The sequence below is a fragment of the Micromonospora sp. A200 genome (assembly GCF_029893845.1).
Classification (GTDB): Bacteria; Actinomycetota; Actinomycetes; order Mycobacteriales; family Micromonosporaceae; genus Micromonospora; species Micromonospora purpureochromogenes.
The window spans coordinates 115,520-141,110 of record NZ_JARXXY010000003.1; the positions used below are offsets into that span (position 1 = coordinate 115,520).

The 25,591-nt window shown below is 73.9% G+C and carries 24 protein-coding genes and 1 riboswitch; of the genes, 15 read left to right on the top strand and 9 right to left on the bottom strand.

Annotated elements, in window-relative coordinates; genetic code table 11:
• Positions 1–55: 55 nt before the first annotated feature.
• Both M2302_RS04180 and M2302_RS04185 read right to left on the bottom strand, forming a co-directional pair.
• Positions 56–1,330 (bottom strand): MFS transporter, encoded by a 1,275-nt coding sequence (locus tag M2302_RS04180; protein ID WP_280836652.1) that lies wholly within the window; start codon positions 1,328–1,330, stop codon positions 56–58.
• Entirely contained in the window at positions 1,327–2,886 is a 1,560-nt protein-coding gene (locus M2302_RS04185) for an AMP-binding protein (protein WP_280836653.1), read from the bottom strand. The genes M2302_RS04180 and M2302_RS04185 overlap by 4 nt, the downstream gene beginning before the upstream one ends.
• Positions 2,887–3,245: 359 nt before the next feature.
• Between M2302_RS04185 and M2302_RS04190 the strand changes: the two genes are divergently transcribed.
• The 7 genes from M2302_RS04190 to araB all read left to right on the top strand — a co-directional run bounded on the left by M2302_RS04190 (position 3,246) and on the right by araB (position 11,283).
• Positions 3,246–4,529, top strand: coding sequence for an SGNH/GDSL hydrolase family protein (locus M2302_RS04190; protein ID WP_280836820.1), 1,284 nt, complete (start codon positions 3,246–3,248; stop codon positions 4,527–4,529).
• A gap of 62 nt (positions 4,530–4,591) precedes the next feature.
• Positions 4,592–5,809: a cytochrome P450 gene (locus M2302_RS04195; protein ID WP_280836654.1), complete on the top strand. Its 1,218-nt coding sequence runs from the start codon at positions 4,592–4,594 to the stop codon at positions 5,807–5,809.
• Positions 5,810–5,817: 8 nt separating this feature from the next.
• Positions 5,818–6,765, top strand: a complete 948-nt coding sequence (locus M2302_RS04200; protein WP_280836655.1) for an alpha/beta hydrolase — start codon at positions 5,818–5,820, stop codon at positions 6,763–6,765.
• A complete protein-coding gene (locus tag M2302_RS04205; RefSeq protein WP_280836656.1) occupies positions 6,758–7,906 on the top strand; it encodes an alpha-hydroxy acid oxidase in 1,149 nt (382 codons plus the stop codon). The genes M2302_RS04200 and M2302_RS04205 overlap by 8 nt, the downstream gene beginning before the upstream one ends.
• 3 nt (positions 7,907–7,909) lie before the next feature.
• Complete coding sequence (locus M2302_RS04210; protein ID WP_280836658.1) at positions 7,910–9,229, top strand: PLP-dependent aminotransferase family protein; 1,320 nt, start codon at positions 7,910–7,912, stop codon at positions 9,227–9,229.
• A 61-nt stretch (positions 9,230–9,290) separates the two neighbouring features.
• The gene (locus M2302_RS04215) at positions 9,291–9,551 is read left to right on the top strand and encodes a hypothetical protein (protein ID WP_210775324.1); all 261 of its coding nucleotides are present in this window, start codon (positions 9,291–9,293) and stop codon (positions 9,549–9,551) included.
• 67 nt (positions 9,552–9,618) lie between these two features.
• Entirely contained in the window at positions 9,619–11,283 is a 1,665-nt protein-coding gene (araB, locus tag M2302_RS04220) for a ribulokinase (protein ID WP_280836659.1), read from the top strand.
• Between the two features lie 135 nt (positions 11,284–11,418).
• On the opposite strand, the gene M2302_RS04225 is transcribed toward araB, so the two are convergent.
• Entirely contained in the window at positions 11,419–12,855 is a 1,437-nt protein-coding gene (locus M2302_RS04225; RefSeq protein ID WP_280836660.1) for a glycine hydroxymethyltransferase, read from the bottom strand.
• Positions 12,856–12,873: 18 nt separating this feature from the next.
• A riboswitch (ZMP/ZTP riboswitch) is annotated at positions 12,874–12,963 on the bottom strand.
• 95 nt (positions 12,964–13,058) lie between these two features.
• On the opposite strand from M2302_RS04225, the gene M2302_RS04230 reads away from it, so the two are divergent.
• Positions 13,059–13,208, top strand: a complete 150-nt coding sequence (locus tag M2302_RS04230; protein WP_280836661.1) for a hypothetical protein — start codon at positions 13,059–13,061, stop codon at positions 13,206–13,208.
• A gap of 54 nt (positions 13,209–13,262) precedes the next feature.
• A complete protein-coding gene (locus tag M2302_RS04235) occupies positions 13,263–14,132 on the top strand; it encodes a metallophosphoesterase (protein WP_280836662.1) in 870 nt (289 codons plus the stop codon).
• A 48-nt stretch (positions 14,133–14,180) separates the two neighbouring features.
• Here the strand turns inward: M2302_RS04235 and M2302_RS04240 are convergent, their stop codons facing one another.
• The 4 genes from M2302_RS04240 to M2302_RS04255 form a co-directional block, all read right to left on the bottom strand.
• Complete coding sequence (locus M2302_RS04240) at positions 14,181–14,681, bottom strand: hemerythrin domain-containing protein (protein ID WP_179805259.1); 501 nt, start codon at positions 14,679–14,681, stop codon at positions 14,181–14,183.
• A 117-nt stretch (positions 14,682–14,798) separates the two neighbouring features.
• Positions 14,799–16,283 carry a S8 family serine peptidase gene (locus M2302_RS04245; RefSeq protein WP_280836663.1) on the bottom strand — a complete coding sequence of 495 codons (1,485 nt, stop codon included), beginning with the start codon at positions 16,281–16,283 and terminating at the stop codon, positions 14,799–14,801.
• 145 nt (positions 16,284–16,428) lie between these two features.
• Positions 16,429–17,298, bottom strand: a complete 870-nt coding sequence (locus tag M2302_RS04250) for an NAD(P)H-hydrate dehydratase (RefSeq protein WP_280836664.1) — start codon at positions 17,296–17,298, stop codon at positions 16,429–16,431.
• Entirely contained in the window at positions 17,282–18,013 is a 732-nt protein-coding gene (locus M2302_RS04255; protein WP_280836665.1) for a histidine phosphatase family protein, read from the bottom strand. Before M2302_RS04255 ends, M2302_RS04250 begins: the two co-directional genes overlap by 17 nt.
• A 136-nt stretch (positions 18,014–18,149) precedes the next feature.
• Between M2302_RS04255 and M2302_RS04260 the strand changes: the two genes are divergently transcribed.
• Together M2302_RS04260 and M2302_RS04265 are read left to right on the top strand one after the other, a co-directional pair.
• Complete coding sequence (locus M2302_RS04260; RefSeq protein WP_280836666.1) at positions 18,150–18,389, top strand: hypothetical protein; 240 nt, start codon at positions 18,150–18,152, stop codon at positions 18,387–18,389.
• A 583-nt stretch (positions 18,390–18,972) separates the two neighbouring features.
• On the top strand, positions 18,973–19,518 hold the full coding sequence (locus M2302_RS04265; RefSeq protein ID WP_280836667.1) for a hypothetical protein: 546 nt from the start codon (positions 18,973–18,975) through the stop codon (positions 19,516–19,518).
• Between the two features lie 118 nt (positions 19,519–19,636).
• Here M2302_RS04265 and M2302_RS04270 read toward each other — a convergent pair whose 3' ends face one another.
• Positions 19,637–20,257 (bottom strand): L-threonylcarbamoyladenylate synthase, encoded by a 621-nt coding sequence (locus M2302_RS04270; protein WP_280836668.1) that lies wholly within the window; start codon positions 20,255–20,257, stop codon positions 19,637–19,639.
• A gap of 124 nt (positions 20,258–20,381) precedes the next feature.
• On the opposite strand from M2302_RS04270, the gene M2302_RS04275 reads away from it, so the two are divergent.
• A complete protein-coding gene (locus tag M2302_RS04275; protein ID WP_210775311.1) occupies positions 20,382–21,353 on the top strand; it encodes a DNA primase small subunit domain-containing protein in 972 nt (323 codons plus the stop codon).
• A 49-nt stretch (positions 21,354–21,402) separates the two neighbouring features.
• Here M2302_RS04275 and M2302_RS04280 read toward each other — a convergent pair whose 3' ends face one another.
• Positions 21,403–21,909 carry an Lrp/AsnC family transcriptional regulator gene (locus tag M2302_RS04280; RefSeq protein ID WP_280836669.1) on the bottom strand — a complete coding sequence of 169 codons (507 nt, stop codon included), beginning with the start codon at positions 21,907–21,909 and terminating at the stop codon, positions 21,403–21,405.
• Positions 21,910–21,981: 72 nt separating this feature from the next.
• On the opposite strand from M2302_RS04280, the gene pdhA reads away from it, so the two are divergent.
• From pdhA to M2302_RS04295, 3 genes are read left to right on the top strand one after another with little or no spacing between them, the layout of a single operon-like run.
• Complete coding sequence (gene pdhA, locus M2302_RS04285; protein WP_154938711.1) at positions 21,982–23,187, top strand: pyruvate dehydrogenase (acetyl-transferring) E1 component subunit alpha; 1,206 nt, start codon at positions 21,982–21,984, stop codon at positions 23,185–23,187.
• Positions 23,187–24,203 carry an alpha-ketoacid dehydrogenase subunit beta gene (locus tag M2302_RS04290; RefSeq protein ID WP_280836670.1) on the top strand — a complete coding sequence of 339 codons (1,017 nt, stop codon included), beginning with the start codon at positions 23,187–23,189 and terminating at the stop codon, positions 24,201–24,203. Before pdhA ends, M2302_RS04290 begins: the two co-directional genes overlap by 1 nt.
• Positions 24,200–25,585, top strand: coding sequence for a dihydrolipoamide acetyltransferase family protein (locus tag M2302_RS04295; RefSeq protein ID WP_280836671.1), 1,386 nt, complete (start codon positions 24,200–24,202; stop codon positions 25,583–25,585). Before M2302_RS04290 ends, M2302_RS04295 begins: the two co-directional genes overlap by 4 nt.
• The last annotated feature ends 6 nt before the right edge of the window (positions 25,586–25,591 follow it).

The window sequence follows — 25,591 nt, forward strand, 5'->3', positions numbered from 1 at the left end:
GCCGGGCGACATTGGCCATCGCAGTATTTAAACTGTCGGATAGTAGATGTAACGTCTACTCAGCGTGAGGCGCTGCGGCTTCCCTCGCCGGCACGCCCGCCCCGGATCCGGCTCCGCGCGGCACCGCCGGCCGAGGTTCCCGGGCCCCCGGCCGCAGCCCGCCGACCAGCAGCGGGGCCACCGTCAGCACCAGGCAGGCCGCCGACATCACCCACAGCGCCGGGATCAGCCCCAGCGCCGCCGCCGTCCAGCCGCCCAGCAGCGCGCCGACCGGCAGGCCCAGGAAGGCCAGCGAGCCGGCGATGCCGATCACCCGGGTCTGCAACCCCTCCGGCACCCGCTCGTAGAGCGCCGCGCCGAGCAGCGGGTTCACCGTCGCGATCGCCATCCCGGACAGGAACGTCACGGCGAGGACCACCGCCAGCTCGTCGCTGACCGCCAGCGCCAGCAGCCGGGGCGTACCGCTGGCCGCCGCGCCCACCGCGAACGTCAGCTGCCGGGGCAGCCGCGGCCCGGCGGCGGTGAAGAGCACGTTGCCCAGCAGCGCGCCGCCGGCGAAGACCCCCAGCACCAGGCCGAAGCCGGCCGGGTCGCCGAACACCTCGGCCACCCAGAGCGGGATGTAGACCGCCACGCTGGCGTTGGCGAACATGTTCAGCGCGGAGACCACCACCAGCATCGTCAGCAGCATCCGGTCGGTGCGCAGGTAGCGGAAGCCGCCGCGCAGCGCCCGCAGGTAGCGCTCCCGCGGCGCCGGCTCGGTGGGTGCCGGCGGGTGCACCAGGACGCCGATCAGCAGCGCGCAGACCGCGAAGGTCGCCGCGTCGATCCAGATCGCCCACGTCACCCCGACCCAGGCGATGAGCAGCCCGCCGAGCACCGCGCCGAAGAGCGTCACCCCGCGCACCAGGCCGTCATAGGCCGAGGTGAGCCGGATGAGCGGCACCCCGGCGCGCTGCGCCGCCGGACGGAACATCACGTGCTTGACCCGGTCGCCGATGCCGCGTAGCCCGCCGGCGACCGCGACCAGCGCGACCAGCGTGCCGAACCCCAGCCAGGGCGCCAGCGCCACCACGGCCATCGCCACCGCGCTCGCGGCGTCCGCGACGATCGAGGTACGGCGCACCCCGAACCGGTCGGCCCAGGGCGTGGCCAGCGCGCTGGAGAGCATGTACGGCAAGGTCTCCGCCGCCGCGACGAGGCCCATCTTCGTCGGGCTGCCGGTGGTCTCCAGCACCAGCCAGGGGATCGCCACCACCGAGATCCGGCTGCCCAGGTTGGAGATCAGGTCGGCGGCGACCAGGACGGTCAGCTCCCGCCGCGGCTTCACGCCGGGCTGCCGATCCCCGCTCCGGTGGCCTCCGGCGCCGGTGGGTGCGCGGCGGCGTGCCGGGCCCGCAGGGCCAACTTGTCCACCTTGGCCGAGCGGTTGAGCGGCAGCGCGTCGAGGAACTCCACCCCGCCGGGCGCCCAGGTCTCGCTCAGCTCGGCGGTCACCAGCGCGATCAGCTCGTCGCCGGTCACCGTGGCCCGCGGCGCGCGCACCACGTACGCGTGGGGCAGCTCGCCGGCGACCGGGTCGGGTACGCCGATCACCGCGGCGGCGCGTACCTCGGGGTGCCCGGCGAGGACGTCCTCGATCGGGCGGGAGTAGATCGGCCAGCTGCGCTGCCGGGTGAGGATCCGGTCCTGCAGCCGGTCGACCAGGTAGAGGTAACCCTCGTCGTCGAGGTGGCCGATGTCGCGGGTCCGAACCCAGCCGTCGACCAGCGTCTCGGCGGTCAGCTCCGGCTGGCCGTGGTAGCCGGCGAAGCTGAGGTTGGTGCGCACCCACACCTCGCCGTCGGCGCCCGGGGGCAGCACCCGCCCGTCGGCGTCGCGGATCTCGATCGCCACGTCCCCGTACGGCTTCCCGCAGGAGCGCAGCCGCTCCGGGTGGGCCGGGTCCTCGGTCAGGCCGGGCAGCGCGGTGATCACGACGGCCTCGCTGAGGCCGTACACGATGCGCAGGACCGGGCCGAAGCGCGCGATCGCCTGCCGCAGCCGGGCCGGCGCGGCGGGCCCGGCGCCCACGTTGAACATGAACATGGCGGAGAAGTCGGCGCCGTCCAGGGCCGGGTGGTCGAGCACCTGGTAGAGCATCGGCGGGGTGACGAAGGTGGAGTTGATCCCCTCCTGCTCCACGGTGCCGATGAACGCCACCGGGTCCCACTGCTGGCGCAGGAAGAGCACGCCGCCGGTGAAGAGGTTGAACAGCGTGGTGATCTGCCCGCTGGCCAGCCACATCGGCGAGTGCGACAGGTGCCGCAGCAGCGGGAACCCGGCGGCCCGGAAGTCGGCGGCCAGGGCGAGGATCTGCCGATAGAAGCTCTCCCGGTGGTGCACCAGCTTGGGCGTGCCGGTGGTGCCGCTGGTCTGCAGGAACGACTCCGGGGCGGGTGGGGCGTCGGGCAGCTCGACCGGGGCGTCGGGGGTGAGCTCGGCGCCGAGGCGCAGCACCGACACCCGGGGCAGCGAGGCGGCGATCTCCGCGCCGAGGACGTCGGTGGCCCGGGCGTCGTGCACGAAGACGTCGGGACGGGCCAGCCGGACGAACTCGTCGATCTCCCGGCGCGAGGTGACCGGGGCGATCCACAACGTCCGGCAGCCCAGCAGGTGCAGCGCGAGCTGGAGCAGCGGCCCCTCGACCGCGTTGCCGAGCATCACCAGCACCGCCGCGCCGGGCCGTACGCCGTGCGCGGCGAGCGCGCCGGCCAGCCCGCGTACCTCGTCGGCGACCTCGGTGTAGCTGAGCCGCCGGCCGTCGCCGACCAGCGCCTCGCGGTCGCCGAAACCGGCGAACAACTCCAACGCATGGTGCACGTAGCTGGTCGGTCGATCGGTCATCGCACAGCCCCCAGTCGATGCGTGGCGGCCGGCGCGACCTGCCCGGTGGGACGCGTCGCGGCGACCGGCAGACAATGGCATCCGGGCAGGTCAGAGCCCGGGACGCGACGGGTGCGCGGCATGGCGACCGCACCGCCGCCGGGTTACGAGCCTAGGGGCGGGACGTCCTGACCGGACAGAGCCGAACGGTGTCCGGCGCCTCCCGCCGGACATTTGATCACGTCGATCGGGTTGATTGACGCCCGTCAGCGCCAGCGGCTAGGTTTCTGGACCATCGTCCGGGCGGTGCCGATCATGGACGCCGACTCCGGGCTGCCAACGATGGAGGTTCCATGTCGACCCCGAAGAGATGGCACGTCATAGCGTCCGCGGCCACCCTGCTGGTCGTGGCCACCCCGGCGGTGGTGGCCAGCGCCGGCCCGTCCGACACCGACACCGCCCGGCACGGGCGGGTCGAGTGGGCGGGCAGCTGGGCCGCGGCGGTCACCCGCGGCAACACCGTCGGCCTGACCAACACCGGCCTCAACAACCAGAGCATCCGGATGATCGTGCACACCAGCGTCGGCGGCGACCGGCTGCGCGTGCGACTGACCAACCTCTACGGCGACCAGGCCGTCAAGGTCGGCCACGCGACCGTCGCCCGGCCGAACACCGGCACCCCCGACGACCGGTCCGACATCGACGCGGCCACCCTGCGCGAGCTGACCTTCGGCGGAGCCACCTCGGCCACCATCAACAAGGGCGCCGAGCTGCTCAGCGACCCGCTCGACTTCGCCGTGCGGGAGCAGGAGGACCTCGTCGTCACCCTGCACTTCCCGGTGCTCACCGGGCCGGTCACCTTCCACGGCCAGTCCAAGGTCACCAACTTCATCGGCGCCACCGACCTGACCACCGCGGCCGACGGCGCCGGCTTCACCATCCGGCCGAACTGCTGCTGGATGTTCCTCTCCGGGCTGGACGTCGAGCGCCGGCACACCCCGGGCTCGATCGTCGTCCTCGGCGACTCCATCGGCGACGGCAACGGCAGCACGGTCAACGCCAACAAGCGCTGGCCCGACCTGCTCGCCGACCGGCTCGTCGACGCCCGGCCCGAGGTGCGCACCCCCGGCGTGCTCAATCTCAGCCTCGCCGGCAACCGGCTCAACCACGAGGGCCCGGAGCCGGGCGCCGGTGGCTTCCCCGGCTATAACGAGCTGGGCCCGAACGCCCTGGCCCGGCTCAACGAGGACGTCTTTCCGCAGACCGGGGTGAAGACCGTCGTCACCCACCTGGGCATCAACGACATCTGGATGTCCGGCGACTCCGCGGAGCAGATCATCGCCGCGTTGCGTCAGGTCAACCAGCAGGTCAGGGCGCGCGGCCTGCGCAGTCTGGCGGCCACCCTCACCCCGTACGAGGGGCACGGAAACCCGGGGGTGTGGACGCCCGAGAAGGACGCCACCCGGCAGGCGGTCAACAGTTGGCTGCGCGGCGCGGGCGCCCACGAGTTCGACGGGGTGCTCGACTTCGACGCGGTGCTCCGCGACCCGGCGCAGCCGAGCCGACTGCTGCCCGCGTACGACTCGGGTGACCACATCCACCCGAACGACGCCGGCAACCAGGCGATGGCGGACGCCGTACCACTACGACTGCTCGGACTGTGACACCGGTGGGGCGGCGGGGTGACCCGCCGCCCCACCGTCCATCCTGGGGAGGAAGCACCACCGTGGACGTCGACGAGATCCTGACCGGCCTCTACAGCGAGCAGGGCCGGCAGAACCCCTATCCGTGGTACGCGGCGCTGCACGGGCACGGACCGGTCAGCACCGTGCCGACCCGCGCCGAACACAGCACGATCACCACCGTCGCCGTCGGCTACGACCTGGTCTCCCAGGTGCTGCGCGACCCGCAGTGGTACAAGCAGGCCCCGCCCGGCTGGCAGGAGCAGGAGATCCTGCGCACCCTCCAGTCCTCGATGATGTTCGTCAACCCGCCGGACCACACCCGGATGCGCGCGGTCTTCGCCAAGACCTTCACCCCGCGCCGGCTGGGCGCCCTGGAACCGGTGATCGTCCGGGTCGTCGACACGCTGCTGGACCGGATGGCCGAGGCGGGCGCCGACGGCACCGAGACGGACTTCGTGGCCGACTTCGCGTACCCCGCGCCGGCGCTGGTGATGGCCGAGTTCATCGGCCTGCCCGAGTCCGACCTGTCCTGGTACCGGCAGCGGGTCGACCGGATCGACGAGTTCCTGGACGTGGCCGGCAAGACCCCGCAGCGCCTCGCCCTGGCCAACCAGGCCGCCGAGGAACTGCGCGACTACTACCGGGAGCTGATCGCGCACCGCCGCGCGCGGCCCGGCGACGACCTGATCAGCGGACTGGTCGAGGCGGTGGACTCCGGCGACGTCGCGCTCAGCGAGGAGGAGCTGATCGGCAACCTGATCGTGCTCTTCAACGCCAGCTTCGTCACCACCGTCTACCTGTTCAGCAACGGCCTGCCGTTGCTGCTGGCCAACCCGGACGTCGTCGCGGCGCTGCCCGGTGACGACGCGCTCGCCCGGGGCTGCGTGGACGAGGTGCTGCGGCTGGAGTGCCCGGTGCACTTCCTGGCCCGGGCCGCGCCCCACGACACCGAACTCGGCGGCGTGCCCGTCGCGCGGGACGAGAACGTCCTGCTGATGATCGCCGGCGCCAACCGCGACCCGGCCCGCTTCCCCGACCCCGACCGGTTCGACCCGCGCCGGGACGGGCCGCCCTCGCTCGCCTTCGGCGTCGGCCCGCACTTCTGCCTCGGCGCCGCGGTGTCCCGGCTGGAGGGGCGGCTCGCCCTGCCCCGGCTGCTGGCCCGCTTCCCGCGGCTGACGGTCACCCGGACCCCGACCTACAGCGGGAGCCTCTTCCTGCGCGGCATCGACAAGCTCTTCGTCTCGACCGGCGGATAGGAGACGACATGCCCCTCGACCCCCAGGTGGTGGCGTACCGGGCCGCGCGGGCCGCGGCCGGCACGCCGCCGCTCTACACCCAGACCCTCGCCGAGGCCCGCGCCGCCGACCTCGCCGCGATCCGCGCCGGCGGCGGCGACGTCGAGCCGGTCCACGAGGTACGCGACACCCACGTTCCCGGCCCGGCCGGCGACCTTCCGGTACGGCTGTACCGGCCGGCCGGCGCCGGCCCGCTGCCCACCCTGCTGTACTTCTTCGGCGGCGGCTGGACGCTGGGCAGCGTGGACACCGCCGACGGCATCTGCCGCCGGCTGGCCAACGCCTCCGGCGGCCAGGTCGTCACGGTCGGCTACCGGCTCGCCCCCGAGCATCCGTTCCCCGCCGCGGTGCACGACTGCCACGCCGCGACCGCGTGGATCGCCGTCCACGCCGAGGAGTTCGGGGCGGACCCGGAACGCCTCGTGGTCGGCGGCGACAGCGCCGGCGGGAACCTGGCGGCGGCGGTGACCCTGCTGGCCCGCGCCACCGGCCCCCGGCTCGCCGGGCAGCTGCTGGTCTATCCGAACACCGACCAGCGGGCCGACCGCGCCCCGGCGGGCGACGAGGACCCGCTGCTGTTCAACCGGCACTCCGTCGACTGGTACCGGCGGCACTACCTGCCCGACCCGGCCGACGCGGCGGACCCGCTCGCCTCCCCGCTGCTCGCTGCCGACCTCGCCGGCCTTCCGCCGGCTCTGGTCGTCACCGCCGAGTACGACCCGCTGCGCGAGGAGGGGGAGCGGTACGCCGAGCGGCTGCGCGCGGCGGGCGTGCCGGTCACGCTCAGCCGGTATCCCGGGATGATCCACGGGTTCTTCGCGATGCCCGGCGTCTTCGACGCCGGCCGGCGGGCGCAGGACGAGGCCGCCGCGTTCCTGCGGGACCGCTTCGCCCTGGCCGGGCCAGCCGATGGCTGACCCGGTGCGCTCCGACCTGCCGGCGCCCCGGCCCGCCCCGACCGGCCCCACCGACGACCGGCCGCCGGTCTGCCTGGGGGACTTCGCCGAGCTGGCCCGGGCGGCGGTGCCGCCGGGTGTCTGGGACTACGTCGACGGCGGCAGCGGCGCCGAAACCACCCTCGCTGCCAACCGGGCCGCCCTCGACCGGGTCGCCGTGCTGCCCCGGATGCTCACCGGGGTGGACGATCCCCGCACGGCGGCGATGCTGCTGGGCCGGGAGCAGGCGATGCCGGTGGCGGTCGCGCCGATGGCGTACCAGCGGCTGCTGCACCCCGACGGCGAGTCGGCGCTGGCGGCGGCGGCCGGCGCGGCCGGGGTGCCCTACGTGCTCAGCACGTTGAGCAGCACCACGATCGAGGAGGTGACCGCTGCCGGCGACGGGCCGGTCTGGTTCCAGCTGTACTGGCTGCGCGACCGGGGGCTGGTCGCCGACCTGCTGGACCGCGCCCACGCCGCCGGCTGCGCCGCGCTGATGGTGACCGTCGACGTGCCGGTGCTCGGCCGCCGGCGGCGCGACGTGCGCAACGGCTTCGCGCTGCCGCCGGACGTCACCGCGGCGAACCTGCCCGGCGGCCGGGACGACCTCGCCCACACCGGCACGCCCGGGGTGTCGGCGATCGCCGCGCACACCGGCGCGGTCTTCGCCCCCGCGCTGACCTGGGCCGACCTCGACTGGCTGCGGGACCGTACCCCGCTGCCCCTGCTGGTCAAGGGCGTCCTCGACCCGCGCGACGCGGTGCGGGCGGTGCAGGTCGGCGCGGACGCCGTGGTGGTCTCCAACCACGGCGGCCGGCAGCTCGACGGCGCCCCCGCCACCGCCACCGTGTTGCCCGAGGTGGTCGCCGCCGTCGACGGTCGCGCCGAGGTGCTGCTGGACAGCGGCATCCGCAGCGGCACCGACGTGCTGCGCGCGCTCGCCCTCGGCGCGACCGGGGTGCTGCTGGGCCGGCCGATGCTCTGGGCCCTCGCGGCCGGCGGGCGGGCCGGCGCGGAGACGGCGCTGGCGCTGCTCGCCACCGAACTGCGCGACGCGCTCACCCTCGCCGGCTGCGCCGACCCGGCGGCGGCCCGCGAGCTGCGTACCCTGACCGGAGGTTGAGCCGTGGACGAACCAGTGGACCTGGACCTCGCCTCGTTGCACCCGGCCGTCGACGACCCGGCGTTGAACTCGATGAACTTCCTCAACGAGGTGGCCCAGCACTGGCCGGACGCGGTGTCGCTGGCCGCCGGCCGCCCGTGCGAGGAGTTCTTCGACGACGACGCGCCGCGCCGCTGGCTGGACCGGTTCCGCCGGCACCTCGTCGAGGACCTCGGGCAACGCCCCGAGCAGGCGCGGCGCACCTTGTTCCAGTACGGCCGGACCAAGGGCGTCGTCCACCAGTTGGTCACCCGCAACCTCGCCGTCGACGAGGGCATCCACGTCGACCCCGAGGCGGTCGTCGTCACCGTGGGCTGCCAGGAGGCGATGTTCCTGGTGCTGCGCGCGCTGCGCGCCGGACCCCGGGACGTGCTCCTCGCGGTGGCCCCGACGTACGTCGGGCTGACCGGCGCGGCCCGCCTGCTGGACCTGCCGGTGCGGCCGGTGGCCGGCGGCCCGGCCGGCGTGGACCTGGCCGACCTGCGCGACCAGGTGCGCCGGGCCCGCGCCGAGGGACTGCGGCCCCGGGCCTGCTACGTGATGCCGGACTTCGCCAACCCCTCCGGCGCCAGCGTCAGCCTGGAGGATCGGCGGCGCCTGCTCGACCTGGCCGCCGAGGAGGAGCTGCTGCTGATCGAGGACAACCCGTACGGCCTCTTCCCGGCCGGCGAGCAGGGCCGGCTGCCCACCCTCAAGGCACTGGACACCCGGCGTCGGGTGGTCTACCTCGGCTCGTTCGCCAAGACGGTGCTGCCCGGCGCGCGGGTCGGGTACGTGGTCGCCGACCAGCGGGTCGCCGGCCGCGACGGCGCCGTCGGGCTCCTCGCCGACCAGCTCGCCAAGATCAAGAGCATGGTCACCGTGAACACCTCGCCGCTGGCCCAGGCGATCATCGGTGGGGCGCTGCTGGAACACGACTGCTCGCTGGTCACCGCCAACCTGCGCCAACGGGCGGCGTACGCCCGCAACCTGCGCCACCTGCTCGCCGGCCTGGCCCGACGGTTCCCGGCCCCCTCGCCGGTGCGCTGGAACGCGCCGGCCGGCGGGTTCTTCGCGGTGGTCACCGTGCCGTTCCCGGTCGACGACGCGCTGCTGCGCCGCTCGGCGGAGCGCTACGGGGTGCTGTGGACCCCGATGGCGCACTTCTACGACGGCGCCGCGCCGGTCAACGCGCTGCGCCTGTCGGTCAGCGCGGTCACCCCGGACCAGATCGATCTCGGCCTGGACCGGCTCGCCGCGCTGGTCGCCGACGAACTCGACCGCGCGCCGCTGCCCACCGGATGACATCGCACCGTCGCCGATCCGCCACCCCCGGTGGCCGTCGGCTACCCATCGAACGGCCATAATGGACGCCATGGTCGCTTGGGAGTATGCCCTGCTGGTCCGCCGCTACCAGGGGCAGGGACGCAATTTCCACGTCTCGTTCGTCTGGTACGGCCCGGACGGGTCGCGCACCGACATCACGGCGTACGGCGACACCGCGATCGCGCACCTCAACCGCGCCGGCCGGGACGGCTGGGAGCTGGTCTCCGCCGTCGAGGACGTGAACAACGTGCAGGGCAGCACCGAGGTGCACCGCTACCACCTGAAGCGTCCGATCGCCTGATCCCGTCCGGTTGCTAGCGTGGCCTTCCGGCGCGGGAGGATCCGCCGGTGGGGACGGGAGGGCGAGGGTGAGGCAGCGGTACGCCGTCGGCGTGGACTTCGGCACGCTGTCCGGCCGGGCGGTGGTGGTCGCCGTCGACGACGGCGCCGAGCTGGGCAGCGCGGTGCACCCGTACCGGCACGGCGTGCTCACCGACCGGCTGCCCGACGGCCCGCCGCTGCCCCCGGACTGGGCCCTGCAGGACCCGACCGATCACCTGGCGGTGCTGCGGATCGCGGTGCCCGCCGCGCTGGCCGCCGCCGGGGTCGACCCGCGCGACGTGGTCGGCGTCGGCGTGGACGCCACCTCCTGCACCGTGCTGCCGACGCTCGCCGACGGCACCCCGCTCTGCACGCTGCCCGGACTGCGGGACCGGCCGCACGCCTGGCCCAAGTTGTGGAAGCACCACGCCGCCCAGTCCCAGGCCGACCGGATCAACGCCGTCGCCCGCGAACGCGGCGAGACCTGGCTGGGCCGCTACGGCGGCCGGGTCTCGGCCGAGTGGCAGCTGGCCAAGGCGCTGGAGCTGCTGGAGGCCGACCCGGAGGTCTTCGACGCCGCGGAACGCTGGATCGAGGCCGCCGACTGGATCGTGTGGCGGCTCTGCGGGCGGGAAACCCGCAACGTCTCCGCCGCCGGCTTCAAGGGGCTGCGCCAGGACGGCCGCGAGCCGGCCCCGGAGTTCCTCGCCGCGCTGCACCCGGCGCTGCCCGGGCTGCTGGCCAAGGTCGACGGGCCGCTGGCCGCGCTGGGCGCCCGGGCGGGGACGATCACCGCCGAGGCGGCCGGCTGGACCGGCCTGCCGGAGGGAACGCCGGTGGCGGTCGGCGCCATCGACGCGCACGTCACCGCGGCGGCCGCCCGCTGCGTCGCGCCCGGGCGGATGCTCGCGGTGCTGGGCACCTCCACCTGCCTGATCATGAACGCGGACGACTGCCACGAGGTGCCCGGCGTGTGCGGGGTGGTCGACGGCGGGGTGAGCGCCGGCAGTTGGGGGTACGAGGCCGGGCAGAGCGGGGTGGGCGACATCTTCGCCTGGTACGTCGACCGGGCGCTGCCCGCGTCGTACGCCGAACAGGCGCGGCGGCGCGGCGTCAGCCCGTACGAGCTGCTGGACTCGCTCGCCGCCGAGCAGCCGGTCGGCGGGCACGGGCTGCTCGCGCTGGACTGGCACAGCGGCAACCGCTCGGTGCTGATGGACCACGAGCTGAGCGGCGTGCTGGTCGGGCTGACCCTGGCCACCCGGCCGGAGGAGATCTGGCGGGCGCTGCTGGAGGCGACCGCCTTCGGGGCGCGGACCGTGGTCGAGGCGTTCACCGCCGCCGGGGTGCCGGTGCGCGAGCTGACCGCCGCCGGTGGCCTCACCGCCAACCGACTGCTGCTGCGGATCTACGCCGACGTGCTCGGCCGGCCGCTGCACGTGCTGGACGCCGCGCAGCCGGCGGCGCTGGGCGCGGCCATCCACGCGGCGGTGGCCGGCGGGGCGTACCCGGACGTGTCGACCGCGTCGGAGGCGATGGGTGCGCCGCACCGCGAGACGTTCCACCCGGACCCGGCCCGCGCCGCCGCCTACGACGAGCTGTACGCCGAGTACCGGGCCCTGCACGACCACTTCGGCCGGGGCGGCACCGACGTCCTGCACCGCCTCCGCGCCCTCCGCAACCGCGCCCACCCCACCGGACGGCCTTGGTGATCAAGAGGTTTGCGTCGGGGAGAGCGCATTCCCGTGACCGAAACTTCTTGATCATCGGGGGCGGGGAGGGGAGGGGGAGGGACGGCGACGCCCCGCCGGGCGGGGCCGGGCGGGGCGTCGGGGGTGCGGGTGGGGTCAGCCCAGGTCGACGGCGGGGTAGAGGGGGAAGCCGGTCAGCAGCTCGGTGGCCTGCTTGCTGATCTTGTCGGCCAGCGCCGGGTCGAGGACGTACTTGGCCTTCGACGGGGTGCCGTCGGGGTTGCTGCCGGCCTGCGTCTGGCTGAGCACGGTGTGGATCAGCTCGGCGGTGGCGTCCATCTCGGCGACGCCGAGGCCCCGGGTGGTCAGCGCCGGGGTGCCGATCCGGATGCCCGAGGTGTACCAGGCGCCGTTCGGGTCCTGCGGGACCGCGTTGCGGTTGGTGACGATGCCCGAGTCCAGCAGCGCCTGCTCGGCCTGCCGGCCGGTCAGGCCGTAGCCGGAGACGTCGAGCAGCACCAGGTGGTTGTCGGTGCCGCCGGTGACCAGCTTCGTACCCCGGCGCACCAGGCCCTCGGCGAGCGCCTGGGCGTTGTCGACGATGCGCTGGGCGTAGTCGGCGAAGTCGGGGCGGCGGGCCTCGGCCAGGGCGACGGCCTTGGCCCCCATCACGTGCGGCAGCGGACCGCCGAGCACCATCGGGCAGCCCCGGTCCACCTGGTCGGCCAGCTCCGGACCGCAGAGCACCATGCCGCCGCGCGGGCCGCGCAGCGACTTGTGGGTGGTGGTGGTGACGATGTGCGCGTGCGGCACCGGGTCGAAGTCGCCGGTGAAGACCTTGCCCGCGACCAGGCCGGCGAAGTGCGCCATGTCGACCATGAAGGTGGCGCCGACCGAGTCGGCGATCTCCCGCATGATCCGGAAGTTCACCTTCCGCGGGTACGCCGAGTAGCCGGCGACCAGGATCAGCGGCTTGAACTCCCGGGCCGCCTCGGCCACCCGGTCGTAGTCGATCAGGCCGGTGGCCGGGTCGGTGCCGTAGCTGCGCTGGTCGAACATCTTGCCGGAGATGTTCGGCCGGAAGCCGTGGGTGAGGTGGCCGCCGGCGTCCAGCGACATGCCGAGCATCCGCTGGTTGCCCAGCTCCCGGCGCAGCGCGAACCAGTCCGCCTCGGTGAGGTCGTTGACCTGGCGTACCTGGGCCTTCTTCAGCGCCGGGGACTCCACCCGGTCGGCCAGGATCGCCCAGAACGCCACCAGGTTGGCGTCGATGCCGGAGTGCGGCTGCACGTACGCGTGCGCGGCGCCGAACAGCTCCCGGGCGTGCTCGGCGGCGAGCGCCTCGACGGTGTCCACGTTCTGGCAGCCGGCGTAGAAGCGGCGGCCGACGGTGCCCTCGGCGTACTTGTCGCTGAACCAGTTGCCCATGGCCAGCAGGGTGGCCGGGGAGGCGTAGTTCTCGCTGGCGATGAGCTTGAGCGACTCGCGCTGGTCGGCCAGCTCGGCGCCGATGGCGTCGGCCACCCGGGGCTCGACGGCGCGGATCACCTCGAGCGCGCTGCGGAATGCGGTGGATTCGGCGTTCAGCGACATGCGACCTCCTACAGACGTGCGGAAGGCCCAGGCGCTCGGCGTGCGTCCTCATGACGGGACCGCTTCCCGATGGTGCTCCATCCCCACGCGCCAGTCACGGCCCGCGCCGATCCTACCGGGTCGCCGGGGCGGGGCCCGCCCGACCTCGCCGGGACGCCGGTGGTTGGGCGGCCCGGTGGTGGGCACAGCACTCCGGTGGGGCCGTGCCGGCACGCGCGGTCCGCGGACGAGAGGAGAAGGTCGTCGCCGGCTCGCTGAAGAACAAGGTGCAGGCGGCCGCGGCCCGGTTCACCCCGGACCGGCTCAAGTCCGAGCAGCACCGGAAGATGGCCGAGCCGGGCTCGGCCGACTGAGCCCGCCGTCGCGCGGCCCCCACGGCCGCGGCGTGCTCTGCGTACGATCGGCGGATGCCATCCGAGGACGCCGGCGGCAGCCTGGTCGCCATCAGCGACCTGCACGTCGGGTACGCGGAGAACCGGGCGCTGGTCGAGGCGTTGCGCCCGTCCTCGCCCCACGACTGGCTGATCGTCGCCGGGGACGTGGGCGACACCGCCGCCGACGTCGAGTGGGCGCTGGGCCTGCTGGCCGAGCGGTTCGACACGGTGGTGTGGGCGCCCGGCAACCACGAGCTCTGGACCCCGCGGGGCGACCCGGTCACCCTGCGGGGCGTGGCCCGCTACCAGCACCTGGTGCGACGGTGCCGGGAGCTGGGCGTGCTCACGCCGGAGGACCCGTACCCGGTATGGCGGGGGCCGGGCGGGCCGGTGCTGGTGGCGCCGCTGTTCCTGCTCTACGACTACAGCTGGCGGCCGGAGGGTTTCGACACCCGGGAGGCGGCCCTGGCCGAGGCGTACCGGACGGGGATCGTCTGCACCGACGAGTTCCTGCTGCACCCCGACCCGTACCCGAGTCGCCACGAGTGGTGCGCGGCCCGGGTGGCCGAGACCGCCCGCCGCCTCGCCGACCGCGATCCGGCCCTGCCGACCGTGCTGGTCAACCACTGGCCGCTGGTGCGGGAACCGACCCGGGTGCTGCGCTACCCGATCTTCGCCCAGTGGTGCGGCACCGAGGCCACCGCCGACTGGCACCGCCGCTTCGACGCCGCCGCCGTGGTCTACGGGCACCTGCACATTCCCCGGACCACGTGGCACGACGGGGTCCGCTTCGAGGAGGTCTCGGTGGGCTACCCCCGGGAGTGGCGGCGCCGGGGCGTACCCCCGGGGCGGGTGCGGCAGATCCTGCCGGCGCCGGACGGCGTGCCGCCGACCGCCTGGTGACGCGCGCCGGGGCCCGGCCGACGGCCGGGCCCCGTGCGGGGGTAGCGCTCAGGCGGTCACCGCGTCGACGGCCTTCTTGATCGCCTTGGGGGCGGTGGGGGTACGCGGCGCGTCCTTGCGCATCGCGATCATCCGCTCACCGATCTCCTGGAGCTGGTTGCGGCCGAGGGCCTCGCGCACCTTCGGGAACCACTCCTGCTCCTCCTCCTCGACGTGGTGCTCGACGTTCTCGATCAGCACCGTGGTCTTGGCGACGAAGCGCTCGTCGGAGGCGTCCATCGCGGCCAGCTCCGCGCAGAGCAGGTCGGCGACGTGGTGCTCCTCGTACGACTCGAGGATGTCGTCCTCGAGGTCGGGCAGGAGCTTGCGGACCTCCGGGTACATCACCTCGTTCTCCAGGTAGGTGTGCACCGTCAGGGCTTCGAGGATCTGGTTCACCAGCTGCTGGCGCTTGCTGGCCGGGCCCTCCTCGGCCTTCTGGAACTCCTTGAAGAGTCGGCGCATCTCCTTGTGGTCCTCTTTGAGCAGGACGATGGCATCGGTGGACACCGGCAGACCTCCTTGTCTCGACTGACGTCTGCCCCGGTACCCCGAGGGTGAGCTGCGAAAACGGATGGGGCCCGGCGTGTTGCGCCGGGCCCCATCACTGGTCGTGCCGTGCTGCTGCTACTTCACCGCGTTGTACGCGTTGACCATGCCGGCGCCGTAGAAGCCGTTGCGCTCGCCGCCGGAGCAGCTCGCGTCGTAGGCGTGCGGGCCGGTCGGGATCAGCGGAACCGGGTTGTAGACGCCGTCCGGGCAGGACTGCGCCACGGCCGTACGCTCCAGGAGCGAGGCCAGCTGGCCCGGGCTCATGCCCGGGTGCGCCGACGCCGCCAGCGCCGCGACGCCGGCGGCGTGCGGGCCGGACATCGAGGTGCCCTGCTTGTAGCCATAGCCGTTGGTCTTCGTCGCCGTGTTGAAGGTGGTCGACAGAATTCCGTCGGTCAGCGTGGAGCGGACGCCCTGCGTGCGGAAGCGGGTGTCGCCACCCGGCGCCGTCACGTCGATGACACCCTGGCCGTACGAGGAGTAGTAGCTCTTCGCCCCGGTCGGGCCGACCGCCGAGACGGTCACCACGCCCGGCACCTCGGCCGGCAGGTCGAGGCAGGCGTTGGTGAGGTTCTCGCGCTCCTCCGGCGTCCCGTTGTTCGGGCTGCCGAAGTCGTCGAGCTTGTGCGCGAGGTCGTAGTTGGAGTTACCCGCGGACGCCACGTTCAGCACGCCCTTGCTCTGCGAGTAACGGATGGCCCGCTGGACCGCCTGCCACACCGGACGCTGGCGTGCGTCGTTGCGGCAGTTCAGCTCCCACGGGTCGATGTAGTAGCTGTTGTTGGTCAGCTCCATGCCGTGCTCGGCGGCCCACATGAACCCGCAGACCGCGGCCTCCGGGAAGATGTAGCCGTCGTCGTTGACCACCTTCACCGCGGCGAGCTTCACGCCCGGCGCGATGCCGGCCACGCCGACGCCGTTGACGGCGGCGCCGATGGTGCCGGCCACGTGGGTGCCGTGGTCGGAGGTCGTCGGGTTCCAGGCCGCCTCGGCCGTGTCCACCGTGCCGCCGAGGCAGGACGTGCTCTTGTCCTTGGCGATCTGGGTGGCCAGGTCGGGGTGGCTGCTGGAGATGCCGCTGTCCAGCACGCCCACCACCACGCCGGAGTTGCCGGCGTTGACGGCGTGGGCCTGCGGGAGGTCGATCATCGGCATGTCCCACTGCTGACCGTAGAGGGGCTCCTTGGTCGGGTCGGCGGTGATGTTCGCCGCCTCCGCCGCGGAGACCTCGACGGTCTCGCTCTCTTCGAGCGCGGTGCCCAGGCCGGCGGTGGACGCGACCGACTCGACGCCCGCACCCGCCACGTCGGTGGCGAAGTCGGGGTTGGTCGAGCGGACGACGAGCACGCCGATCTGGTCGTACGTGGCCACCACGGTGCCCTTGGCCGCGGCCACCCGGGCCGCCGCCTTCCCGGTGGTGGCGCCCTGCGGGGCCAGGACCAGGAACGTGGTGTCCGGGCCGGCGGCCGTCGCCGGGGCCAGCCCGCCGGTGACGGCGAGGCCGACACCGAGGGTCACGGCGGACGCGGCAGCCAGTGTCTTGCGACGAAGGTTCTTCACACAGACTCCCAGGGGCTGTCTCCAGCCGGGTGCGCTCCCTGGTGGGGAGCGGCCGGCGGGAAGGGGGCGGGGTGCCCGCTTCCGAACCAACAGCGTAGGAGCGGGGTGTATCGTTACACACATCCGTTCGGTCGGTCGCTGACCGTCATACGGTGGCCAGGGTGTGCGGAATCTCGTCCAGCAGCTCCCGGGCGAGGAAACCGATCCGCCCGAACCGGGGGACCAGCCGCTGGCCGCTGACCGCGTGCGCCCAGGCGGCCCAGCAGGCGCCCTGCGCCGGCGTCGCCCCCCGGGACAGCAGCCCGGCCAGCAGCCCGGAGCGGACGTCGCCGCTGCCCGAGGTGCCCAGGCCCGCGTCGCCGCTCTCCTCCCGCCAGCACTCGCCGGCCGGGGTGGCGATGTGGCCGTAGAGCGAGACCACCGCGTCGTACCGGCGGGCCAGCTCGCGCGCTTCGGCGTCCAGGTCGTGGCCGGGCTCGCGGCCCAGCAGGTGCCGCGCCTCGGTCACGTTGGGGGTGAGCACCACCGGCCGGCCCGCGCCGACCAGCAGGTCCGGCTGGTGGCTGAGCGCGCCGAGCGCGTACGCGTCCAGCACCAGCGGCGTCTCCGGCGCGGCGGCGTCCAGGACCAGGCGCAGCAACGCCCGGGTCTCGTCGATGTCGTTGAGGCCGGGACCGACCGCCACCACGTCCGCCTGCCCGACCAGCTCGCCGAGCCGGTCGCCCGGATCGCCGGCGACCGCCCCATCCCCGGTCTCCGGCAGGCCGATCACCAGCGCCTCCGGCACCTGGATGCTCAGCGCGGCGGCGGTCGACTCGGCGGCGGCCAGCTGGAGCACCCCGGCGCCGGCGCGCAGCGCGGCCACGCCGGCCAGCAGCACCGCGCCGGGGGTGAAGCGGGAACCCCCGACCACCAGCACGGTGCCCCGGTGCTCCTTGCCGCCGGTGGGCACCGGCAGCGCCCAGTCGCGCAGCAGCGCCGGGGTGATCACCCGCGTCTCAGACCGGTTCGGCATGGACCTCGTCCTCCCTGGTCGGTCGGGCGCCCTGCCGGCGCAGGTGCGTCACGTCGTTGAAGGCGTCCAGGACGAGGCGGCCCTCGGGGTCGGCCGACCAGCCGGTCACCGAGCAGTTGGCGATCACGTGTTCCCGGGTGAGCGCCATCAGCTCCGCCTCGGTCAGTCCGTCCACCAGGTAGCGGAGCATGAAAACCAGCGCGTCGTGGCCGAACAGCAGCACCCGCTGTCCCTCGTGGTCGCGGCGCAGGTCGGCCAGGAGCGCCCGCAGCCGCAGTGCCAGGTCGGTCCAGGACTCGCCGCCCGGCGGGCGGTAGTAGAACTTGCCGAGCCGGCGGCGGCGGGCGGCCTCCTCGGGGAAGCGGCGCTGCACGCCGTGCCCGGTCAGGCCGTCGAGGATGCCCAGTTCCCGGTCGCGCAGCCGCTCGTCCAGGCTGGCCGGGATGCCCGTGCCGGCCAGCGCCAGCTCGGCCGTGCGCACCGCCCGCAGGTACGGCGAGACCACCGCCACGTCGGGCCGGCGTTCGGCCGGCAGGCCGGCGAGCCAGCGGGCGGTGGCCCGGGCCTGCTCCTCGCCGGTGTCCGACAGCGGCACGTCGGCGTCCCGGTGGGTCAGGTCGATCAGCTCGGCGCCGGACGTCTCCGCGGCCGCCGCGGCGACGTTCGCCGTGCTCTCGCCGTGCCGGACGATCCAGAGGGCTGCCAGTTCCGCCATGCGGCCCCCCGTACCCGAGCGGGCCGCCCGGTAACCGTTCCGGCCGGCGCGCAGCTCCCGGCGGGCCTGCGGCGTGAACGGACCGAGGCCGGGTAAGCGCTGGCGCGTTCGGAAGTCGAGACAGGGGAGGTACGCCATGGCGACCGCGGTCAAGGAGCAGAAGAGCCCGGTACGGGACAAGAACTACGACCTGATCCACGTCCTGCAGATGTCGCTGGACAACATCTACCGGATGGACACCTACATCGCGGACGCGCAGCAGCGGGGCGATTCGGAACTGGTCACCTGGTTCACCAAGATTCAGGAGAACAACCGCAAGGCGGGTGACCAGGCCAAGCAGATGCTCATGCAGCGCTTGCAGCAGGAAGGGCGCTGACACCCGCGCTGCCGGGGCCGGACGCGGCATTCTCGTCGCGTCCGGTCCCGGCAGCCACCGGGCGAACTAGTTGTGCCCATCGTCCAGGGCGAGGATGTTGACTGCCGCGTTGACGTCCCGGTCGTGGACGGCGCCACAGGGGCAGACCCACGAGCGGACAGACAGCGGTTTCGGACCATCGATTCGGCCGCACGTCGCACATGTCCGCGACGTGAGGGCGAACCGGTCGATTCTTGCGAAGGTGCGCCCGTACCGGGTGGCCTTGTACTTCAACATCGCCGTGAATTGACGCCCAGCTGGCGTCGTGCACGGATTTTGCCAGTCGGGTCCGGCCGAGACCGGCGACGCACAGGTCCTCCACGAATACCGCTTGGTCGTCGCGGATGATCCGTGTCGAGAGCTTGTGCTGCCAGTCCCGCCGCGTGTCGGCCACCCTTTGATGCGCGCGGGCGACCTTGATGACGGCCTTCTTGCGATTCGCGCTGCCCCGCTTCTTCGTCCGACGCGGCGGTCCGCGGCCGGCGGGACGACCGGCCGCGCCGCCGGTCACGGCGGAGGCCCGGCGAGCCGCTACCCTGCGCCCATGGACGGCGTGACGGACGGCGAACGGCTGGCGGCGTCGCTCGGGCGCGAGCTCGCCCGGCTCACCTTCGTCGACCTGACCACGGACGCGGTGACCGCGCGGATCATCGAATCCGTGGTCGCCTGGGCGGGTGACCAGGGCTGGCGGGTCTACCGTCGGGCGCCGAGCGTGCTGCCCCTACCGCCGCCACTGTCCCGTCAGCAGTCGGTACTCGACGTCGCGTGTGCCCGGCCGGACGGGCCGCCCGTGGTCATCGAGGTCGACCACACGGACCGGCGTCGTACCTGGGACAAGCTGGCGGCGGAGGCGGCGGCCGGCCGCGTCGCGATCTGGGTGCGCTGGGGACCGGGGCGGTTCGGCACCGCGCCCGCGCCGATTCATCAGGTGACCTGCGAGGTCTCCCGCCGCGCCGGGCCGGCCGGGGCGGGCCGGCTGCACAGCCGGGCACCGGGCGCCGACCTGCCTCCACCCGCGCACTCCGAGCGGGGCGCCGGCAGCACCGCCGAGCTGCTGCCGCTGCCGTCGTTGGACGACGAGACGCCCTGAGCCCCCGCCGGACGCCGCACCGCGGATACCGGGCGCGCCTGGCACCGTTTGCGGCGAGTCGCGGTATTCCGAGTCCCGGACACCGCCACACGCCGCAAACCGAGTGGCGCGCGACGGGCTACTCGAAGCGGGACGGGTCGCCGGCGCCCCGGCGGAGGATCTCCGCTTCGCCCTCCGAGAAGTCGATCACCGTCGTGGGCAGGGTGCCGCACTCGCCGGAGTCGATCACCGCGTCGACCACGTGGTCGAGCCGCTCCTTGATCTCCCAGCCCTGCGTCATCGGTTCGGTGTCGCCGGGCATCAGCAGGGTGCTCGACACCAGCGGCTCGCCCAGCTCGGCCAGCAACGCCTGCGCCACGACGTGATCGGGGATGCGGACCCCGACGGTCTTCTTCTTCGGGTGCAGCAACCGGCGCGGCACCTCCTTCGTCGCCGGCAGGATGAAGGTGTAGCTGCCCGGGGTCGCCGCCTTCAGCGACCGGAACAGGGCGTTGTTGATCTGGACGAACTGGCCGAGCTGCGCGAAGTCCCGGCACACCAGGGTGAAGTGGTGCCGGCTGTCGAGCTGGCGGATGTCCCGGATGCGGTCGATGCCCTCCCGGTTGCCCAGCTGGCAGCCGAGCGCGAAGCACGAGTCCGTCGGGTAGGCGATCAGTCCGTTGCCGCGGACGATGTCCACCACCCGGCTGATCGTCCGTGGTTGCGGGTTGTCCGGGTGCACGTCGAGGTACGTCGCCATGGCGGCAGCCTAGGCGGGGGCTGCGACCCCCGGAACGGCCGGCCGCCATCGCATGCCGTCCGGCTCGGCCGGCGGTGCCGGTGAGCCGGGCGCGGGAGTCGGCCGCTGCCGTTACGGTGTGAGCGTGGCGACGGCGGCGGAGGAGATCCGGGTCGGGGAGCGGGTGGTCCGGGTCTCCAGCCCGGACAAGCCCTACTTCCCGGAGCGAGGGCTGACCAAGCTGGACGTGGTGCGCTACTTCCTCGCCGTCGGCGACGGCATCCTGCGCGCGCTGCGGGACCGGCCGACCATGCTGGAACGCTGGCCGCGCGGTGTCTTCGAGGGCGCGAAGATCGCCACCCGGCAGGACAACCGCGGCGACGCCTTTTACCAGAAGCGGCTGCCGGCCGGCGCGCCCGACTGGGTCCGCACCGCGCACATCACCTTCCCCAGTGGGCGGACGGCCGACGAGGTCGCGCCGAGCGAGCTGGCCGTGGTCATCTGGGCGGCCAACCTGGGGACGCTGCGGTTTCACCCCTGGCCGGTCTCGGCGGCGGACGTGGAACGCCCCGACCAGCTCCGCATCGACCTCGACCCGATGCCCGGCGTCGGCTTCGACCAGGTGGTGCCGGTGGCGCACGAGGTCCGTGCCTTCCTCGACGAGCTGGGTCTGGTGGGTTACCCGAAGACCACCGGCGGTCGGGGCCTGCACGTCTACCTGTCGATCGAGCCGAGGTGGAGCTTCGGCGAGTGCCGGCGCGCGGTGCTGGCGCTGGGCCAGGAGATGCAACGCCGCCGCCCCGACCTGGTCACCACCACCTGGTGGCGCGAGCAGCGGGACCGGCCGGTCTTCGTCGACTACAACCAGATGGCCCGCGACCACACCATGACCTCGGCGTACTCGATCCGGCCGACGCCGGCGGCGCTGGTCTCCGCGCCGCTGGACTGGTCGGAGCTGGACGACGCCCGGCCCGAGGACTTCGACGTGGTGAGCATGCCTGCCCGGTTCGCCGGGCGCGGCGACCCGCACGCCGGCCTGGACGAGCGGCGCTTCTCGCTGGAGCCGCTGCTGGAGCTGGCCGACCGGGAGGGGCTGGCGGCCCCGCCGGAGCGCTGACGGGTCAATGCCCGGGGCGCTGAGGGGCACTGCCCGGGGCGCTGAGGGGTCACTGCCAGGGGCTCTGGGCGCCGGTGAACTCCTCGAAGACCAGCCAGCTGCGGGTGGACAGCACCCCGGCGATGCCCTGCACCCGCTCCAGCACCACGTCGCGCAGGGTGGCGTTGTCCGGCGCGCGGACCAGCGCGAGCACGTCGTGTTCGCCGCTGAGCAGCGCCACGTGCTCGACGTAGCGCACCCGGGCCAGCTCCGCCGACACCTCCCGCCAGGTGTTCTGCTCGATCGTCAGGGCGATGTACGCCGAGGTGCCCAGCCCGGCCGGCTCGGGCGCCACCTGCGCCCGGAACCCGGTGATCACCCCGTCGCGCAGCAACCGCTCCACCCGGGCGTACGCGTTGGTGCGGGAGACGTGCACGCGTTCGGCCAGCGTACGGACGGAGAGCCGGCCGTCGCGGACCAGCTCGTCGAGGATGCGCCGGTCCACCTCGTCCAGCGGACCGGCCGAACGTCCCGTTCCACCGGGCAGGCCCGCCTCCGGACTGGTCTCCTGGCTCACATCAGCCCCCTCGGCACGCCATTCATCCCACGTTCACCGCGCATCTTGAGTCAATCATCCGACAGCAGGAGCATAAGGCCACCACACGTCCAGGAGGTCCCCGCCGTGACGACCACACCCCAGGCGGTCCGCAGGGCATCCCCGCGCACCCGCCGGCCGGCCACCCCGGCCGCGCCCGACCCGTCCGCCGGCCTGCTCCCGCAGGCCGAGCCGGTCCGACTGCTCGACCCGGACGGCACGCCGCTGCCGTCCCGCGCCGACTACCCCGAGCCGCCCGTCGAGGCGCTGCGCGAGATGTACCGCCGGATGGTGGTCGGTCGCCGCTTCGACACCCAGGCCACCGCCCTGACGAAGCAGGGCCGGCTCGCCGTCTACCCGTCCTCGCGCGGCCAGGAGGCCTGCCAGGTCGGGGCGACCCTCGCCGTGCGTGACACCGACTGGGTCTTCCCCACCTACCGCGAGTCGATGGCGCTGGTCAGCCGGGGCATCGACCCGGTCGAGGTGCTCACCCTGCTGCGCGGCGACTGGCACTGCGGGTACGACCCGACGCGGGTGCACACCGCGCCGCAGTGCACCCCGCTGGCGACCCAGTGCGTGCACGCGGCCGGGCTGGCCTACGGCGAGTCGTACCAGGGCCGGGACACCGTGGCGCTGGCCTTCATCGGCGACGGCGCGACCAGCGAGGGCGACTTCCACGAGGGGGTCAACTTCGCCGCCGTGTTCAAGGCCCCGGTCGTCTACTTCGTGCAGAACAACAAGTACGCGATCAGCGTGCCGCTGTCCCGGCAGACCGCCGCGCCGAGCCTGGCGTACAAGGGTGTCGGCTACGGCGTGCCCAGCGAGCAGGTCGACGGCAACGACCCGGTGGCGGTGCTGGCGGTGCTCACCCGCGCGGTGGCGCACGCCCGGGCCGGTCACGGGCCGTTCCTGGTCGAGGCGCACACCTACCGGATGGAGCCGCACACCAACGCCGACGACGCCACCCGCTACCGCGACGCCGACGAGGTCGAGGCCTGGCGCGACCGCGACCCGGTGGCCCGGCTGGAGACGTACCTGCGCAACCGGGGCGCGCTCGACGACGCGGCGGTGGCCGCGATCGCCGAGGAGGCCGAGGCGTACGCCGCCGACCTGCGCGACCGGATGAACGCCCAGCCCACGGTCGACCCGCTCAGCCTCTTCGACCACGTCTACGCCGAGCCGACCCCGCAGCTGGTCGAGCAGCGCGAGCAGGTCCGCGCCGAGCTGGCCGCCGCCCGCGACGAGGAGGGGGACGCCTGATGGCCACCATGACCATGGCGAAGGCGCTCAACGCCGCGCTCGCCGACGCGATGCTCGACGACGACCGGGTGGTCGTCTTCGGCGAGGACGTCGGGCAGCTCGGCGGCGTCTTCCGGATCACCGACGGGCTCCAGGCCCGCTTCGGCGACAAGCGCTGCTTCGACACCCCGCTGGCCGAGGCCGGCATCGTCGGCTTCGCCGTCGGGCTGGCCATGTCCGGGCTGCGCCCGGTGGTGGAGATGCAGTTCGACGCGTTCGCGTACCCGGCCTTCGAGCAGATCGCCTCGCACGTGGCGAAGCTGCGCAACCGCACCCGTGGCGCGCTGAGCGTGCCGATCGTGATCCGGGTGCCCTACGCCGGCGGCATCGGCGGGGTGGAGCACCACTGCGACTCGTCCGAGGCGTACTACGCGCACACCCCGGGTCTGAAGGTGGTCACCCCGGCCACCGTCGAGGACGCGTACTCGCTGCTGCGCCAGGCGATCGACGACCCCGACCCGGTCGTGTTCATGGAGCCCAAGAAGCTCTACTTCTCCAGCGCCGAGGCGGAACTGCCCGCGACCACCGCGCCGTTCGGCCGGGCGGTCGTGCGCCGGCCCGGCACCGACGCCACCCTGGTCGCGTACGGCCCGGCGGTGCCGGTCGCGCTGGAGGCCGCCGAGGCCGCCCGCGAGGAGGGCTGGGACCTGGAGGTCGTCGACGTGCGCACCATCGTGCCGTTCGACGACGAGACGATCGCCGCCTCGGTCCGCCGGACCGGCCGCTGCGTGGTGATCCAGGAGGCGCAGGGCTTCGCCGGGATCGGCGCGGAGATCGCCGCCCGGGTGCAGGAGCGCTGTTTCCACGCCCTGCACGCCCCGGTGCTGCGGGTGTCCGGGCTGGACATCCCGTACCCGGCGCCGATGCTGGAGCACACCCACCTGCCCTCGGTGGACCGGGTGCTGGACACGGTGGCCCGCCTCCAGTGGGACGACCAGCCCGACCCGCGCTGGCTGCCCCAGGGGAGTGCGGCGTGACCACGGTGGAGCGGACGCAGGTCTTCCTCCTGCCCGACCTGGGCGAGGGGCTGAGCGAGGCCGAGATCGTGGAGTGGCGGGTCGCCGTGGGCGACGTGGTCACGGTGGACCAGAGCGTGGTCGAGGTGGAGACCGCCAAGGCGGTCGTCGACGTGCCCTGCCCGTACGCCGGCCGGGTGGTCGCCCTGCACGGCGCGGCGGGTGAGGTGCGTCCGGTCGGCCAACCCCTGATCACCATCGCGCCGCTCGACGGCGACGGCGGCGGCGAGCCCGCCGGGCACGCCACCTACCGCGAGGAGGAGCGGGCCGGCTCCGGCAACGTGCTGATCGGGTACGGCACCGGGCACGCCGGCGCCGGCCGGCGTCGGCGCCGTCCCCGGTTGGCGCTGGCCCCCGAGCCCACCGCCGGCGCGACCGACGCCCCCGAGGGGAAGGACACGCCGGAGCCGGCCACGGCACCGACCGACCTCGCGGCCGGGCGGACGCCGACGGCGGCGCTGGTCATCTCGCCGATCGTGCGGCGGCTGGCCAGGGAACGCGGGGTGGACCTGGCCGCGGTGCGCGGCACCGGCACCGGCGGCGTGATCCGCCGCGCCGACGTGGAGGCGGCCGCCGCCGCGCCGGCCAGCCGGCTCGCGGCGGTGCCGGAGCAGCCCGCCGCGCACGTCGGGCTCGCCCCGGCCGAGGGGCAGGACGTGGTCATCCCGCTCACCGGCATCCGCAAGGTGATCGCCGACAAGCTCTCCCGCAGCCGGCGGGAGATCCCCGAGGTGACCATCTGGGTGGACGTGGACGCCACCGGGCTGCTGGAGACCCGGGCGGCCATCAACGCCGCCACCCCGGACGCGCCGGTGAGCATCCTGGCCCTGCTGGCCCGGATCTGCCTCAGCGGGCTGCGGCGGTTCCCGCAGCTCAACGCGCACGTCGACACCGAGGGGCAGCGGATCGTCCAGTCGGCCGGGGTGCACCTGGGCATCGCCGCGCAGACCGACCGGGGCCTGGTCGTCCCGGTGCTGCGCGACGCCCAGCGGCTCACCACCCGGGAGCTGGCCGCCGCGCTGGCGGAGACCACCGCCGCGGCCCGGGCCGGCACGCTGCCGCCGGCCCGGCTGACCGGCGGCACCTTCACCCTCAACAACTACGGGGTGTTCGGCGTGGACGGCTCGACGCCGATCATCAACCACCCGGAGGCGGCGCTGCTCGGGGTGGGCCGGATCGTGGACAAGCCCTGGGTGGTCGACGGACAGCTCGCGGTGCGCAAGGTGACCCAGCTCAGCCTCACCTTCGACCACCGGGTCTGTGACGGTGGCGTGGCGGGCGGCTTCCTGCGGCACGTCGCCGACTGCGTCGAGCAGCCGGCGCTGCTGGTCGCCAACGTCTGAGCGGTA

Coding starts and splice junctions, on each gene's coding strand:
- M2302_RS04235 (WP_280836662.1), top strand. CDS start 13,263: ATGCCATCCGAGGACGCCGGCGGCAGCCTGGTCGCCATCAGCGACCTG.
- M2302_RS04225 (WP_280836660.1), bottom strand. CDS start 12,855: ATGTCGCTGAACGCCGAATCCACCGCATTCCGCAGCGCGCTCGAGGTG.
- M2302_RS04185 (WP_280836653.1), bottom strand. CDS start 2,886: ATGACCGATCGACCGACCAGCTACGTGCACCATGCGTTGGAGTTGTTC.
- M2302_RS04205 (WP_280836656.1), top strand. CDS start 6,758: ATGGCTGACCCGGTGCGCTCCGACCTGCCGGCGCCCCGGCCCGCCCCG.
- M2302_RS04215 (WP_210775324.1), top strand. CDS start 9,291: ATGGACGCCATGGTCGCTTGGGAGTATGCCCTGCTGGTCCGCCGCTAC.
- M2302_RS04290 (WP_280836670.1), top strand. CDS start 23,187: ATGGCCACCATGACCATGGCGAAGGCGCTCAACGCCGCGCTCGCCGAC.
- M2302_RS04265 (WP_280836667.1), top strand. CDS start 18,973: ATGGACGGCGTGACGGACGGCGAACGGCTGGCGGCGTCGCTCGGGCGC.
- M2302_RS04255 (WP_280836665.1), bottom strand. CDS start 18,013: ATGGCGGAACTGGCAGCCCTCTGGATCGTCCGGCACGGCGAGAGCACG.
- M2302_RS04200 (WP_280836655.1), top strand. CDS start 5,818: ATGCCCCTCGACCCCCAGGTGGTGGCGTACCGGGCCGCGCGGGCCGCG.
- M2302_RS04250 (WP_280836664.1), bottom strand. CDS start 17,298: ATGCCGAACCGGTCTGAGACGCGGGTGATCACCCCGGCGCTGCTGCGC.
- M2302_RS04270 (WP_280836668.1), bottom strand. CDS start 20,257: ATGGCGACGTACCTCGACGTGCACCCGGACAACCCGCAACCACGGACG.
- M2302_RS04260 (WP_280836666.1), top strand. CDS start 18,150: ATGGCGACCGCGGTCAAGGAGCAGAAGAGCCCGGTACGGGACAAGAAC.